The organism is Pseudomonas sp. xss_4 (assembly GCF_043104125.1).
Classification (GTDB): Bacteria; Pseudomonadota; Gammaproteobacteria; order Pseudomonadales; family Pseudomonadaceae; genus Aquipseudomonas; species Aquipseudomonas parafulva_B.
Window position 1 is genome coordinate 51,362 of sequence record NZ_JBICKJ010000078.1, and the last position, 14,824, is coordinate 66,185.

Consider the following 14,824-nt stretch of genomic DNA (forward strand, 5'->3'; position numbering starts at 1 on the left):
TTTGCATTCACCAGACTGACGACGAGACCCCATGGCCAATCCCAGCGCTAGCGCCTATAACGCAGACGCCATCGAAGTCCTCTCGGGCCTTGACCCGGTTCGCAAGCGGCCGGGCATGTACACCGACACCAGCCGCCCCAACCACCTGGCCCAGGAAGTCATCGACAACAGTGTCGACGAAGCCCTCGCCGGCCACGCCCGTTCGGTGCAGGTCATCCTGCACGCCGACCATTCGCTGGAAGTCAGCGACGATGGTCGCGGCATGCCAGTGGACATCCACCCTGAAGAAGGCGTGTCGGGCGTCGAACTGATCCTCACCAAGCTGCATGCCGGCGGTAAGTTCTCCAACAAGAACTACCAATTCTCCGGCGGCCTCCATGGCGTCGGTATTTCGGTGGTCAACGCCTTGTCCACGCAGGTGCGCGTGCGGGTGAAGCGTGACGGCAACGAATACCAGATGACCTTTGCCGATGGCTTCAAGTCAAGCGAGCTGGAAGTGGTCGGCACGGTCGGCAAGCGCAACACTGGCACCAGCGTCTATTTCAGCCCCGACCCCAAGTACTTCGACTCCCCGCGGTTCTCCATCAGCCGGCTCAAGCACGTACTGAAGGCCAAGGCCGTGCTCTGCCCAGGCCTGCTGGTCAGTTTCGAGGACAAGGCCAGCGGCGAGAAGGTGGAGTGGCATTACGAAGACGGCCTGCGCTCCTACCTCGTGGATTCGGTCAGTGACTTCCAGCGCCTGCCCGACGAGCCGTTCTGCGGCAGCCTGGCCGGCAACAAGGAAGCGGTCGACTGGGCCCTGCTGTGGCTGCCCGAAGGGGGCGACAGCATTCAGGAAAGCTACGTCAACCTGATCCCCACGGCCCAGGGCGGCACCCATGTCAACGGCCTTCGCCAAGGCCTGCTGGACGCGATGCGTGAGTTCTGCGAATTCCGCAACCTGCTGCCCCGTGGCGTGAAGCTGGCCCCGGAAGACGTCTGGGAGCGCATCACCTTCGTGCTGTCGATGAAGATGCAGGACCCACAGTTCTCCGGGCAGACCAAGGAACGCCTTTCCTCGCGCGAAGCCGCCGCCTTCGTCTCAGGCGTGGTCAAGGATGCCTTCAGCCTGTGGCTCAACGCCCACCCGGAGCTGGGCATGCAGCTGGCCGAGTTGGCCATCAGCAACGCCGGTCGTCGCCTGAAGGCCAGCAAGAAGGTCGAGCGCAAGCGCATCACCCAGGGCCCCGCACTGCCGGGCAAGCTGGCCGATTGCGCGGGCCAGGACCCGATGCGCGCCGAGCTGTTCCTGGTCGAGGGCGACTCGGCCGGTGGTTCGGCCAAGCAGGCGCGTGACAAAGAGTTCCAGGCGATCCTGCCGCTGCGCGGCAAGATCCTCAACACCTGGGAAGTGGACGGCGGTGAAGTGCTCGCCAGTCAGGAAGTGCACAACATCGCTGTCGCCATTGGCGTGGACCCAGGCGCTACCGACCTGGCGCAGCTTCGTTACGGCAAGGTGTGCATCCTGGCCGACGCCGACTCCGACGGCCTGCACATCGCCACCCTGCTGTGCGCGCTGTTCGTGCAGCATTTCCGGGCACTGGTCGAAGCCGGTCATGTGTATGTGGCCATGCCGCCGCTGTACCGTATCGACTTGGGCAAGGAAATCTACTACGCCCTGGATGAAGCCGAACGAGACGGCATTCTCGACCGCCTGGTGGCAGAGAAAAAGCGCGGCAAGCCGCAGGTCACCCGCTTCAAGGGCCTGGGCGAGATGAACCCGCCCCAGTTGCGCGAAACCACCATGGACCCCAACACTCGGCGCCTGGTCCAGCTCACCCTGGACGACGTGCAGACCACATGCGAGCTGATGGACAAGCTGCTGGCCAAGAAGCGTGCCGGGGACCGCAAGGCCTGGCTGGAAACCAAGGGCAACCTGGCAGAGGTCATGGTTTGATTCGTTGGCTCCTGGCGGCTTGCCTGCCGCTGGTGGCCTTGCCGACCCTGGCAGACACCTGGCCTGAACTTGAACTGATCGGCGAGCATCCCGTCGATGGCATGCGTGCCGGTAACCTGTCGGGCCTTGCGCAATGCCGGGGTAGCTTATGGGGTGTCTCGGACCGGGACGACGATCGCCTCTACCGTTTCGAACTCAAGGACGGTGCGTGGCAGGCACAGGCAGTGGCGTTCGACCCACCACCGGTGCCGGAGAGCGGCTTGCCGTGGGGGCTGAAGATGCGGACCTGGCTGGCGTCGTGGCTGCGCGGTGGCGACCTTGATTTCGAGGGCATCACCTGTGACCAGGCCGGCAACCTGTACCTGGTCAGCGAGGCGCATGCCGCCGTGCTGCAACTGCCTGTTTCGGGCGCGCCGCACTGGCTGAAGATCGATTCGGCCATGGTGCGCCAGGCACGGGCCAGCGGCATGCTGCTGAACTTCAATGCGCTGTTCGAAGGCGTGGCCGTCAACCCTGCCGGCGATCGCCTGTGGCTGGCTGGCGAGCGTGAGCGCCGTGGGCTGGTGGCCATCGAGCGCCAACAGGCGGTGTGGGCCTGCGGGCGACGCTGCGTCCTGTTCAGCGAAGCCGGTGTAGAGATGCAGCCGCCGCAGCTACCCGATGCGCGACCGGTTTCGCGAGACTTTGCCGACCTGGCCTGGTTCGACGGCAAACTGTTCACGCTCGAGCGCAATGCCTATCGCATCTGTCGCCGCGATGCCGACAGCGGTCAGATCGAGCGCTGCTGGTCGTTTGCGGCCGACGCGTTGACCGAGCCACGCCGCTATGACCAGCTGTTCGGTGTGGCCGAGGCGCTAGTGGTCGACGCCGAGGGGGCGTGGATCGGCCTGGACAACAATGAAGGCGCGCGTGCCGATGGCGAGCGCCGGCCGATCGTCTGGCGCTTTGCTGCCCCTGCCGGCGGCTGGAGTGCCAAGCCGTGAGCCAGGCACCGGGCAAACGGGCGGGCAGGGTGCTGATGATCCTGGCCTGGGCGGCGGCGCTGTTCCTGGCCACGCGCTTCTTCGGGCAATGGGAAGACCGCCAGCGCAACCCCAATGCGCAGGTCCAGTCCTCCCATGGACAAGGGTTCGTCGAGGTGCGCCTGCTGGGCAATGGCCAGGGCCACTTCGTCGCCGATGGCGCCATCAATGGCCAGGTGGTGCATTTCATGCTCGACACCGGTGCCACGGATGTCGCCATACCCGAATCCCTGGCCGACGGCCTTGCGCTCAAGCGTGGCAGCCCGGTAACCGTCAGCACCGCCAACGGTCGCACGCAAGGCTATCGCACCCGGCTGGACAGCCTGCAATTGGGCGACATCCACCTGCGCGACATTCGCGCGATCGTGGTGCCGGGCCTGGATGGCACCACCGTGCTGTTGGGCATGAGCGCCTTGAAACAACTTGAATTTACCCAGCGCGGCGGCACCATGCTGCTGCGCCAGAACCTGAAATGACGAGGCTCGCATGAGCGAACTACAAGACAGTCTGGACGGCGTCGAACGCCGCTCGTTGGCTGACTTCACCGAACAGGCCTACCTCAACTACTCCATGTACGTGATCATGGACCGGGCCTTGCCGCATATCGGCGACGGCCTCAAGCCTGTGCAGCGGCGCATTGTCTACGCCATGAGCGAGCTGGGCCTGGACGCCGATGCCAAGCACAAGAAGTCGGCGCGCACCGTGGGCGATGTGCTCGGCAAGTTCCACCCCCACGGGGACTCGGCCTGCTACGAGGCCATGGTGCTGATGGCGCAGCCCTTCAGCTACCGCTACACACTGGTGGACGGCCAGGGCAACTGGGGCGCGCCGGACGATCCCAAGTCGTTTGCCGCCATGCGTTATACCGAAGCACGGCTGTCGCGGTATGCCGAGGTGCTGCTCGACGAAGTCGGCCAAGGTACCGTGGATTGGGTGCCCAACTTCGACGGCACCTTGCAGGAACCGGCGGTGTTGCCCGCGCGCCTGCCCAACATTCTGCTCAACGGCACCACCGGCATCGCCGTGGGCATGGCCACCGACGTGCCGCCGCACAACCTGCGCGAGGTGGCCAGTGCCTGCGTGCGCTTGCTCGACGAGCCAAAGGCCTCCATCGAGCAGTTGTGCGAGCACATCCAGGGGCCCGATTACCCGACCGAGGCAGAGATCGTCACGCCTCGGGCCGACATTCTCAAGATGTATGAAAGCGGGCGCGGTTCGATTCGCATGCGTGCAGTGTACCGGGTCGAGGATGGCGATATCGTCGTCACGGCGTTACCGCACCAGGTGTCCGGCGCCAAGGTATTGGAGCAGATCGCCGCACAGATGCAGGCCAAGAAGCTGCCAATGGTCGCTGACCTGCGCGATGAGTCCGATCACGAAAACCCCTGCCGCATCGTCATCATCCCGCGCTCCAATCGCGTGGATGCCGACGAGCTGATGCAGCACCTGTTCGCCACCACCGACCTTGAAAGCAGCTACCGGGTCAACGTCAACATCATCGGCCTGGACGGCCGCCCGCAACTGAAGAACCTGCGGGCGCTGCTGCTGGAATGGTTGGAGTTCCGTACCGGCACTGTCCGGCGGCGCTTGCAGCATCGCCTGGACAAGGTCGAAAAACGCCTGCACTTGCTGGACGGCTTGCTCACTGCCTTCCTCAATCTGGACGAAGTGATTCATATCATCCGTACCGAGGAACATCCCAAGCAGGCGTTGATCGCCCGCTTCAACCTCACCGAGATCCAGGCCGATTACATCCTGGAAACCCGCCTGCGCCAGCTCGCCCGGCTGGAAGAGATGAAAATCCGTGGCGAGCAGGACGAGCTGCTCAAGGAGCAGGCCAAGCTGCAGGCACTGCTGGGCAGCGAGGCGAAGTTGCGCAAGTTGGTGCGCAGCGAATTGATCAAGGATGCTCAGACCTATGGCGATGACCGACGCTCGCCCATCGTGGCGCGGGCAGAAGCCAAGGCGCTCTCGGAAAACGAGCTGATGCCGACCGAGCCCGTCACGGTGGTGCTGTCGGAGAAAGGCTGGGTAAGGTGTGCCAAGGGGCATGACATCGATGCCACTGGCCTGTCTTATAAAGCCGGGGATGGGTTCAAGGCCGCGGCCGCAGGGCGCTCGAACCAATTTGCCGTGCTCATCGACTCCACCGGACGAAGTTATTCGGTGGCCGCCCACAGCCTGCCGTCAGCCCGTGGCCAGGGCGAGCCCCTGACCGGGCGCCTGGCGCCGCCACCGGGCGCCACTTTCGAGTGCGTGCTGCTGCCCGAAGACGATGCGCTCTACGTGGTGGCTTCCGATGCCGGCTACGGGTTCGTGGTCAAGGGTGAAGACCTGCAGGCCAAGAACAAGGCTGGCAAAGGGCTGCTCAGCCTGCCCAACGGCGCCAAGGTGATGACGCCGCGACCGGTGGCCAACCGGGAGCAGGACTGGTTGGCAGCGGTAACCACCGAAGGCCGTCTACTGGTGTTCAAGGTCAGTGATCTGCCGCAGTTGGGCAAGGGCAAGGGCAACAAGATCATCGGCGTGCCCGGTGACCGGGTCGCCAGCCGGGAAGAGTACGTCACCGACCTTGCCGTGGTGGCCGAAGGGGCCACGCTGGTGCTACAAGCCGGCAAGCGGACCCTATCACTCAAGGGCGATGACCTGGAGCACTACAAGGGCGAACGTGGTAGGCGCGGCAGCAAGTTGCCCCGTGGCTTCCAGCGGGTCGATGGGCTGCAGGTCGAATTGCCCGGCTGAGCATCCGACAGGCCCGCAATGGCGATTTCACCGCCGTTGCGGGCAGAAATGCTGGAGTCGGGCACTTATTTCGCGGATGATATGCCCCCTGCGGTGCCGGCGTAGCCGTGTGCCCGTTTGAATCCATACGTATCACTGCGGCGTGCCTGAAGGCAGCCGCCTGGATGGGATGATGAAATTTCTGCGCCTTCCCTTTGCGCTGTTGATGACGGGTCTATTGGGCCTTGGCGGGTGCACCATGCACCAGCCGGTTGCCTTGTACCAGCTCGACAGCGGTGATCCTGGCCAGCCGTCGCAACATGCGGGCATGGCCGTCGTACTCGGCCCGGTTTCGGTGGCCGACTATCTGCAACGTGAGACGTTCCTGCAACGCCAGGCCGACGGCAGCCTCAGTGCTGCGACCGACGGGCGCTGGGCAGGCAGCCTGTCCTCGGATATTGACCAGTTGCTGGTGCGGCAGCTGGCCTGGCGTCTGGACAGCCAGCGCGTGGTGCTGGCGCCGGCGACGGCAGGTTTCAGCCCGGACGTGCAAGTGCTGCTATCGATCACGCGACTGGACTCTGGCAAGAACCAACCCGCGGTTCTGGATGCACAATGGCGTGTGCTCGACCGCCGTGGTCAGGTGCGTGACAACCGCATCGTACATTTAGAGCAGAAGCATGAAGGCAGCGAGGCCTCGCAGGTCCAGGCGCAAGGGCAACTGTTGCAGAAGCTGGCCGAGCAACTAAGCACTGCGGTCAAGCCGTTGGCAAACCAGCCGGCCATCGCCGAAGCCGCACCCAAGAAGCCTGCAGCGCCTGTGCAGGTCAAGAAGCAGCCCGAGAAATCCAAAATCCCGATGGCCTCGCCGATTCGTACCGACATGGAAGTGTATCGGTTCTGATCGAAGACCAGCCACGAAAAAGCCCGCATCAAAGCGGGCTTTTTCGTGGGCGCTGTACGGCGCCGCGCAGCGACCCTGTAATGGCTCAGGCGCGGCGTTCGTGCATGCGGGCCAGCTGGCGCTCCAGCATCGAGGGGTATGGCTCCATCAGGCGCTCCACACAGCAGGCGCCTTCCGGGCTTGCAATGGGGCGGATGCGAGCACGCTGGCGAATCAAACCGTCGTCATTGACCTTGCGCTCGACCAGCAACAGATTGCGGCTGTGTTGAGACAGTGCCAGCGCATCCTGCACCTTCTCAGCCATCAGCAGGTCGACCAGTTCCAGGCCATCGAGGTCATTGCTCATGGCAAGGCCCAGTTGCAGTTGCAAGGTGATGCCGCTGTCAGCGACGTCGATCTGCAAGGCATGGCCCAAGGCACGTAGCAACTCACCGCAACAGATGGCATTGGTAAGGTAGTCCTCGCCGCACTGGCGGCTGTGGAACAGGACCAACGTACTGCCATCGTTGAGGGTGTGGGTTTCGCCCTCGTACAGCGAGGCCGCATGCTCCAGGCACTCCTGATAGCGCTCGGTAAGCTCGGTCAGGCGGGTGCGCGGCAAACGCCGCAGCTGCTCCTGGGAACCCAGTTGCACGGCAAGCACTGCGCTGAACTGGGGCTCATCGGACTCCATTTCGATCGCATGCGCCGGTGTGTCGTCCAGCAGGCCGGCGAATGCCTCGTCGTCATCGTCCGCGCTGGTCACGGTAGTGCGCTGGGCAGGCTTGGAAACGGGGGCGGGCGCTTCATCGAAGTGCTCGTCGTCCTCCAGTTCCGGTTCCGGCTCTGGCGGAGGCGGTGGCGCCAGTCGGGCGTGCAGTTGCCGGGCGATGTCGCCGATCTCGTCCTGGCGGTCGGTGGCGGGCGTGTAATACTGCGGGTCGCGCAACCAGACCCGCAGTTGCAGCAGCGGCAAGGTGATGAATCGGCCCTGGCGCAGGCTCAAGGTCAGGGCGAGCACCAGCAGAATGGCCGCCAGGATAGCCATGCTCTGCATGCTGATCAGCATGGGCTGCTGGAACTGGCTCATGTCCAGGCTCATGCGCAGTTGTCCGGCGGCCACGTCCTGGAAGGTGATCTTGGTCTGATAGACGCCCTCGGCCTCACCCAGCAGGCTGTTGCGCGGACGCTGGCCTGCCTCGGCGAGGATGCGGTTGTCGACACTGTAGATGGCGGCATGCGCCACCAGCGGGTTCTTCACCAGGTTGCCCAGCAGCACGTTGAGGCTGAGGATATCGTTGGCCACCAGCAACTCGGTCGCCGACGTGGCCGTCTGGGTCGTCAGGCTCTGGCCCACGGCATCGGCCTGGTCGTGCATGGCCTGCTTGAACTGCAACCCCATTACGCAGGCATAGATCACCAGCGCCAGGGCCACCAGGAAAATGTTGGTGCAGGCGATGCGCAATGCCAATGGCACGCGACGTTGACTCAGGGCGCGATAGATCATCAGGAAGAAATTGTCTGTTTTGACTGAGGTGGGCCGGTTCACTGAGCTCGGCTCTTAATGGCATGAAGTGGGGGGCAGTATAGCGACACGGGTTTTGTCGGCAAAGTATCGTTAGCGCCCGATGGTCACGGAAAATCGGTAGAATGCGCATTTTTCATCGAAGTCGGAGCCTGGTTGTGCGCGAAATCGTCCTGATCAACATCACCGGTGAGGACCGCCCCGGTCTTACCGCTGCCATCACTGGCGTCCTGCTGCAGGGCGGTGTGAGCATTCTCGACATCGGCCTGGCGGTGATGCACGGCACGTTGTCGTTCGGCATCCTGGTGGATATCCCGGATAACGAAGTGGCGACCAAGCTGCTGCAGAGTGTCCAGGCCAAGGCGCACGAGCTGAACTTGCAGGCGCGCTACACACCGATTTCCGAAGCGGACTACCAGCACTGGGCCGATGGCCATGGTGAAGCACGGCACGTGGTGACCCTGCTTAGCCGCAAGATCTCGCCCGACCAGTTACAGCGTGTCAGCGCCATCATCAGCCAGCACGGGCTGACCATCGAGCGCATCGAGCGCCTGTCGGCTCGAGTGGCGCTGGACGCGGACACCAGCAAGGGCAAGGCCGCGGTGGAGATTTCGGTTCGCGGCGAGCCTGACGATGGCCAGGCGTTGCGCGCCGAGTTCTTTGCCTTGTCCGAGGCCCTGAGCATCGACATCGCCTTCCAGCGGGACGACCTGTTCCGCCGCAACCGCCGCCTGGCCGTGTTCGACATGGATTCGACCCTGATCGAAGCCGAAGTGATCGACGAGCTGGCCAAGGCCGCTGGCGTGGGTGAGCAGGTCGCGGCGATCACCGAGCGGGCCATGCGGGGGGAGTTGGACTTCCGGGCCAGTTTCAAGGAACGCATGGCGCTGCTCAAGGGTTTGGATGTCAGCGTGCTGGATGAAATCGGCGCATCGCTGCGCTTGACCGAGGGCGCGGAAAACCTCTTTGCCGAGCTCAAGCGCCTGGGTTACAAGACCGCCATTTTGTCGGGTGGCTTCACCTACTTCGCCCGCCAGGTACAGGCGCGCCTGGGCATCGACTACGTCTTCGCCAATGAGCTGGAAGTGGTCGACGGCAAGGTGACTGGCGTGGCGGTGGAGCCTATCGTCGATGCCCAGCGCAAGGCCGAGCTGCTCCAGCAACTGGCCAGCGAGGAGGGCCTGCAACTGGAACAGACCATCGCCGTGGGCGATGGCGCGAACGACCTGCCGATGCTGGCGTTGGCGGGGCTGGGCGTGGCCTTCCGCGCCAAGCCGCTGGTGCGTCAGTCGGCCAAGCAGGCGATTTCCACGCTGGGCCTTGATGGTGTGCTGTACCTGCTGGGCCTGCGCGATCGCGATACCCGCGGCTGATCCAGCCTGCGCAGACCCCAGGGTTTTGGCGTCAGCGCCCGAACCCTGGGGCCACGTCTTGGGCCATCACGCCTGCAGCGGCGTGGCCAACAGCTGGCCCATGCGCACCGCCGAGGCGGCGCCCACGTGGTCGGCCCATTTGACCTGGTCGGGGCCGAACAGCACGATCGCCGTCGAACCCAGCTTGAATCGACCCAGTTCGGCGCCTTTTTCCAGGTGAATTGGCGCACGGCTGGCATCGTCGTAGCGGAAGGTCTTGAGCTCGCGCTTGGGCGGCGTGACCAGCCCTGCCCAGACGGTCTCGATGGAGGCCACGATCATGGCACCGACCAAGACAACCGCCATCGGGCCGCGCTCGGTGTCGAACAGGCAGACCACCCGCTCATTGCGAGCGAACAGTTCAGGCACGTTTTCTGCGGTGGTCTGGTTTACCGAGAACAGCCGCCCCGGCACGTAGACCATCTCGCGCAGCGTGCCTGCCAGCGGCATGTGCACGCGGTGGTAGTCCTTGGGTGAGAGGTAGACAGTGGCAAACTCGCCGCCCATGAAAGGGGCTGCCAGGGCCGGGTCGCCGCCCAGCAGTTCCTGTGCGCTGTAACTGTGGCCCTTGGCCTGGAAGATGCGGCCGTGCTCGATCGGGCCAACCTGGCTCACTGCACCGTCGGCCGGGCACAGGATGGCGCCGGGGGTCTGGTCCAGGGGGCGTGCGCCTGGTTTCAGGGCGCGGGTGAAGAATGCGTTGAAGTGCTCGTAGGCGGTCAAGTCTTCGACCAGCGCTTCACGCATGTCGACCTGGTAGCGCTTGGCAAACCAGGCGGTGAAGGCGTTCTTGAACCAGCGGGCGCGGCACTCGGCAACGCAGCCGGCCAGGCGCGACAGCAGGTGATGCGGCAGCAGGTACTGGCTGATGATGAACAGACGGGATTTCATTCAGGTTCCTTAAACTTCGACAGGCGTGTCCGGGTGGTTGCCCCACTCGCTCCAGGAGCCAGCGTACGCTTTGACTCGCGGGTAGCCCAGGGCCTTTGCCACCAGATAAGTGAAGCCGGAGCGGCGATGCGTCTGGCAGTGGGTGATCACTTCCTTGTCAGGCGTGATGCCAAGGGACTGCAGCACTTCGGCGATGTCCGGGCGGATGCGCAGATGGTCATTGAGATCCATGCCGGCGGTCCATTCGAAATTGACCGCACCAGGTATGTGCCCGCCTTTGGCCGCGAGCATTTTTTCGCCGGTGAATTCCTGTGGGGCGCGAGCATCCCAGATGGCCAGGTCATCGGCGCCCAGGCGGCTTTGCAGGTACTCGCGGGTGGCGGTGGGTTCCGGATGCAGTTGCAAACTCACCGGCCGGGTACCCTTGGCAGGCACATCGGTACTGAGCCGGTCGGCCGGCCAGGTCTGGATGCCACCGTTGAGATAGTGGTACCGGGTGTGACCGATCACATCGAGCAACCAGATGAAGCGGCCAGCCCAGCCACCGCCATCATCGTCATACACCACGTAGACCGCATCGCTGCGGTGGCCCAGTTCGCCGAACAGCTTTTCCAGGTCGCTCTGCGGCGGTAGCAGCCCAGGCGCAGGCGGCTGGCCGAGCTGGGTCCGCTTGCCCTCGACGAAATGCGCGCCCGGGATATGCCCGCTGACGTAACGATTGGCGCTGCTGAGGTCGACCAGGATCAAGTCGGGCGAGCCCAGGCGTGGCAACAGGTCGGCGGCTTCGATCACCAGCGGCAGGCCGGAAAAGTCGGTCATCCACGGTCTCCAGTGTGCAAAGGGGCGATTGTAGCGCAAGGCTCAGCCGTTGCGGTTGGCAAACACCCACAGCGCCCGTTCGATGCATTGCGAGGTTTTGCCAAAAGCCTGCACGCTGATGTCGGCCAAGGGCCGGCACCCCTGGTCGGCCACCAATAACATGACCACCTGGTCTTTGACCGCCAGCGAGCGCAGCAGGACATGCTCGCCCCGGAACAGGGCACGCAAGGGCGGCGGCAACAACGAGGCGAACTGCGTGTGGTTTTCGGGCGTGATGCGCAGTTGCCCGGCCTTGGACATCAGCTTTTGCAGCAGCTTGTTCGCCGCCACCGGCAATACCAGGCTGGTCGCCTCTTTCGCTAGCCCGGCCGCCTGTTGCACGCGTAGGCAGTCATTGGTCCGGTCCAGGCCAAGCAGCAGCAGGCGTTGCATGCCGCACGCCAGTACCGCCTCACGGGCTTGGGCCGCCAGGTGCACGGTATTGGTGAAAGGGCTGGGCTGGGCCAGCAAGTCCTGGCAGAGCGACCGCCAGCGCGCCAGTTCATCGGCGGTGGGGGGCGGGGGCGCCAGCATGTCCGGGTGGGGGCGGCGTTGATGCCATGGCCAGATCAAGGCCTCGGCTGGGTGGAACAGTGCCAGGCGCGCATGGCGCCTGGCACTAGCCGCGGCTTGCTGGTGCACCTGCTGCTGTATGTCTTCGAGCGAGGTCTGCAGGTAGAGTGCGGTCAGCAGTTGCCAGCGCAGCAGATGGGGATTGTCCCAGCCCACCTGGGCTGCCAGCGCCAGGTTATTGGCCAACAGCACGGTGTTGGCCGGTTGATTGAACCAGCGCCGCAGACCGGGCTCGGCATCGAGCCGATGTTGTTGGTTGAGCAGGTCTTCGTCCCGGGCGATGTTCAACACCTGGGCAAGCTGCTCGCGCTCTTCGAGCAGCAGACGGTAACCCTGGGTCACCCATTGCGGCAGGCGCCACTGCTGGGCCACGGCCTGGCACAGCGCCATGATGCGAACACCGAATAGCTCCTGCTCGACAATGGCGGCGTCTTCTCCTTTATGGATGACCCGCAGCTCCCAGGTGTCGAGCAGCTTCGGGTGGGCCAATGCCAGCGGCCATAACGGGGACAGAAACAGCAGGCTACCCCAGTGGATTTCCTGCCACAGCCGCGCCAGTCGGCTGGCGAACAGGCCACTGGCCTGCTGCGAGGCATGCTGGCTGATCATCTGGAACTGGCGCAGCACCGGCGGGATGTCTTCCATCGGCAGCGCTGGCAGGCGCTTGAGCAGCAGTGCGCTGCGCTCAAGGCCCAGGCGATTGAGCGCAATCTCCAGGCTTTCGGCCGGCTCGGCCTGGCTGGCGTTGGTCGGGTGGTTGGCTTCGCGCATCACCGACAGCACCAGGGCCGGGCTGTCCTGCATCAGCTCGGCGATGTCGCGCAATGAACGCCGGTTATCGTTGATGGCCGCCATGACCCGGTCGTAGCTGTGCTTGGGCACAGGAATGCGCACACTCTCCAGCAGCTTCACCCAGGCTTCTAACGTACGTGGGGCCTGGCCGGATACCTCGGTTTCAATTGGCATTTTGACATCAGTCCGAACTGGCTTTTCGCTTTTAGTGGCTATAGTCTGGCGCAGTTCTGCCGATAAGGAGAAGAAGAGTTTTGACGCTCCCGCCTCTTTCCCTGACCACGACAGCAAGTGCTTTGAATCTATGGCTAAAATTATCGGCATCATCGTCGTATTCGCGAGCGTACTCGGCGGCTACGTCCTTTCCCACGGCAAGATTGCGGCGCTGATCCAGCCGTTCGAAGTGCTGATCATCGGCGGCGCGGCCTTTGGTGCGTTTCTGCAGGCCAACCCTGGCTACATGACGATGCACGTTCTGAAGAAGTCGATGAAGATGTTCGGCTCGCGCTTCACCCATGCCTATTACCTGGAAGTGCTGGGACTGGTCTATGAAATTCTCAACAAGAGCCGCCGCGAAGGCATGATGGCCATCGAGGCCGACATCGAAGACGCCTCGGCCAGCCCGATCTTTGCCAAGTACCCGACCGTACTGGCCGATGAGCGCATGACCGCGTTCGTCTGCGACTACCTGCGCATCATGTCCACCGGCAACATGGCCCCCCACGAACTCGAAGGTCTGTTCGACATGGAGCTGCTGAGCATGAAGGAGGAGCTGGAGCATCCGTCCCACGCGGTCACTGGGGTCGCAGACGGCATGCCAGGCTTCGGTATCGTTGCAGCCGTATTGGGTATCGTCGTCACCATGGCGTCGCTGGGCGATGGTGACCAGGCAGCCATCGGTATGCACGTGGGCGCCGCCTTGGTGGGTACCTTCTTCGGTATTCTCGCCGCCTACGGTTTCTTCGGCCCACTGGCCAAGTGCCTTGAGCACGATGCCAAGGAAGAACTCAACCTGTACGAGTCGATCAAGGCCTCGCTGGTCGCCTCGGCCTCGGGCATGCCGCCGTCGCTGGCCGTGGAGTTCGGGCGCAAGGTGCTGTACCCCAAGCATCGCCCCAGCTTCTCCGAGCTCGAGCAAGCGGTACGCGGTCGCTGAGTCATGGAGAACAATCAGCCCATCATCGTCAAGCGCGTAAAGCGCTTTGGCGGCGGCCACCACGGTGGCGCCTGGAAGATCGCCTTTGCCGACTTCGCCACGGCCATGATGGCGTTCTTTCTGGTGCTGTGGTTGCTGTCGACCGCAACCCCTGAGCAGAAGATCGCCATCGCCGGGTACTTCAAGGACCCGATCGGCTTCTCCGAGAGTGGTACACCCTACGTCATCGACCTGGGCGGCTCGCCCGAGCTGGCGCCGGAGAAGACCATCAACCCCGAGGTGAAATCGGAGCCGACCCCAGACACCAGCATCGAACTGAACAAGGACCAAGTGGAAACCATGGCCGAGCAGGTCGAGCGCGAGCGCCTCGAGCTGCTGCTGCAGGAGTTGCAGAACAAGGTGGAGGAGAACCCGCAGCTGCAGAAGTTCAAGGACCAGATCCTGTTCGAGATCACCCAGGACGGCCTGCGCATCCAGATCATGGACGCCGAGAACCGGCCCATGTTCGACATCGGCAGTGCACGCTTGCAGCCCTATTTCGAGGACATCCTGCTGGCCATGGCCGATACCATCAAGACCGTGCCCAACAAGATCAGCGTCAGTGGCCATACCGATGCCAAGCCGTACGCAGGCGCTGGCGAGTTCGGCAACTGGGAGCTGTCGGCCAACCGTGCCAACGCTGCGCGGCGGGCCCTGGTGGCAGGGGGGTATCCAGATGGCCAGGTGGCACGGGTGGTGGGGTATGCGTCTTCGTCGCTGTTCGATCGCAAGAACCCGTTCAACCCGGTAAACCGTCGGATCGACATCATCGTGCTGACCAAGAAGGCCCAGCGTGATATCGAAGGCGAGCAGGGCGCCGCGCCACCGCCGGCGCAAGCCCCTACCGGGGCGCAGCCACCTTCAACGACTGCACCGGCACCCTCGGCGGCCGATGACCATACGCCCATGCAACCACGTGAGTTGCGCCAGAAGCTCAACATCTTCGAGGACGGCACGTTGAAGATGGATGAGGCCAAGGAACAGTAAGGGCTTGGCAGCCCCGTTGGGCTGCCGGT

12 protein-coding genes are annotated in these 14,824 nt (G+C 63.8%); 8 read left to right on the forward strand and 4 right to left on the reverse strand.

Annotated features, from left to right (window positions below):
* Nucleotides 1–31 precede the first annotated feature (31 nt).
* The 5 genes from parE to ACF8GB_RS17080 all read left to right on the forward strand — a co-directional run bounded on the left by parE (nt 32) and on the right by ACF8GB_RS17080 (nt 6,583).
* On the forward strand, nt 32–1,936 hold the full coding sequence (parE, locus tag ACF8GB_RS17060) for a DNA topoisomerase IV subunit B (protein WP_058603996.1): 1,905 nt from the start codon (nt 32–34) through the stop codon (nt 1,934–1,936).
* Nucleotides 1,933–2,919: an esterase-like activity of phytase family protein gene (locus ACF8GB_RS17065; RefSeq protein WP_392527352.1), complete on the forward strand. Its 987-nt coding sequence runs from the start codon at nt 1,933–1,935 to the stop codon at nt 2,917–2,919. Before parE ends, ACF8GB_RS17065 begins: the two co-directional genes overlap by 4 nt.
* A complete protein-coding gene (locus ACF8GB_RS17070) occupies nt 2,916–3,434 on the forward strand; it encodes a TIGR02281 family clan AA aspartic protease (protein WP_058638923.1) in 519 nt (172 codons plus the stop codon). The genes ACF8GB_RS17065 and ACF8GB_RS17070 overlap by 4 nt, the downstream gene beginning before the upstream one ends.
* A 10-nt stretch (nt 3,435–3,444) precedes the next feature.
* Nucleotides 3,445–5,700: a DNA topoisomerase IV subunit A gene (gene parC / locus ACF8GB_RS17075; RefSeq protein WP_196121424.1), complete on the forward strand. Its 2,256-nt coding sequence runs from the start codon at nt 3,445–3,447 to the stop codon at nt 5,698–5,700.
* A 172-nt stretch (nt 5,701–5,872) separates the two neighbouring features.
* On the forward strand, nt 5,873–6,583 hold the full coding sequence (locus ACF8GB_RS17080; protein WP_023532908.1) for a membrane integrity-associated transporter subunit PqiC: 711 nt from the start codon (nt 5,873–5,875) through the stop codon (nt 6,581–6,583).
* Between the two features lie 85 nt (nt 6,584–6,668).
* On the opposite strand, the gene ACF8GB_RS17085 is transcribed toward ACF8GB_RS17080, so the two are convergent.
* Nucleotides 6,669–8,111: a hypothetical protein gene (locus tag ACF8GB_RS17085; RefSeq protein WP_058638925.1), complete on the reverse strand. Its 1,443-nt coding sequence runs from the start codon at nt 8,109–8,111 to the stop codon at nt 6,669–6,671.
* 134 nt (nt 8,112–8,245) lie between these two features.
* On the opposite strand from ACF8GB_RS17085, the gene serB reads away from it, so the two are divergent.
* Entirely contained in the window at nt 8,246–9,460 is a 1,215-nt protein-coding gene (gene serB, locus ACF8GB_RS17090; protein ID WP_058604066.1) for a phosphoserine phosphatase SerB, read from the forward strand.
* Between the two features lie 66 nt (nt 9,461–9,526).
* Here the strand turns inward: serB and asd are convergent, their stop codons facing one another.
* The 3 genes from asd to ACF8GB_RS17105 are packed head-to-tail and all read right to left on the reverse strand — an operon-like array spanning nt 9,527 to nt 12,787.
* Nucleotides 9,527–10,390, reverse strand: a complete 864-nt coding sequence (asd, locus tag ACF8GB_RS17095) for an archaetidylserine decarboxylase (protein ID WP_058638926.1) — start codon at nt 10,388–10,390, stop codon at nt 9,527–9,529.
* Between the two features lie 9 nt (nt 10,391–10,399).
* Nucleotides 10,400–11,209 carry a rhodanese-like domain-containing protein gene (locus ACF8GB_RS17100; RefSeq protein ID WP_058603990.1) on the reverse strand — a complete coding sequence of 270 codons (810 nt, stop codon included), beginning with the start codon at nt 11,207–11,209 and terminating at the stop codon, nt 10,400–10,402.
* Nucleotides 11,210–11,251: 42 nt separating this feature from the next.
* Nucleotides 11,252–12,787 carry an HDOD domain-containing protein gene (locus tag ACF8GB_RS17105; RefSeq protein WP_325941928.1) on the reverse strand — a complete coding sequence of 512 codons (1,536 nt, stop codon included), beginning with the start codon at nt 12,785–12,787 and terminating at the stop codon, nt 11,252–11,254.
* A gap of 130 nt (nt 12,788–12,917) precedes the next feature.
* On the opposite strand from ACF8GB_RS17105, the gene motA reads away from it, so the two are divergent.
* Nucleotides 12,918–13,769: a flagellar motor stator protein MotA gene (gene motA / locus ACF8GB_RS17110; protein WP_058605808.1), complete on the forward strand. Its 852-nt coding sequence runs from the start codon at nt 12,918–12,920 to the stop codon at nt 13,767–13,769.
* Between the two features lie 3 nt (nt 13,770–13,772).
* A complete protein-coding gene (motB, locus tag ACF8GB_RS17115) occupies nt 13,773–14,795 on the forward strand; it encodes a flagellar motor protein MotB (RefSeq protein WP_058637983.1) in 1,023 nt (340 codons plus the stop codon).
* The last annotated feature ends 29 nt before the right edge of the window (nt 14,796–14,824 follow it).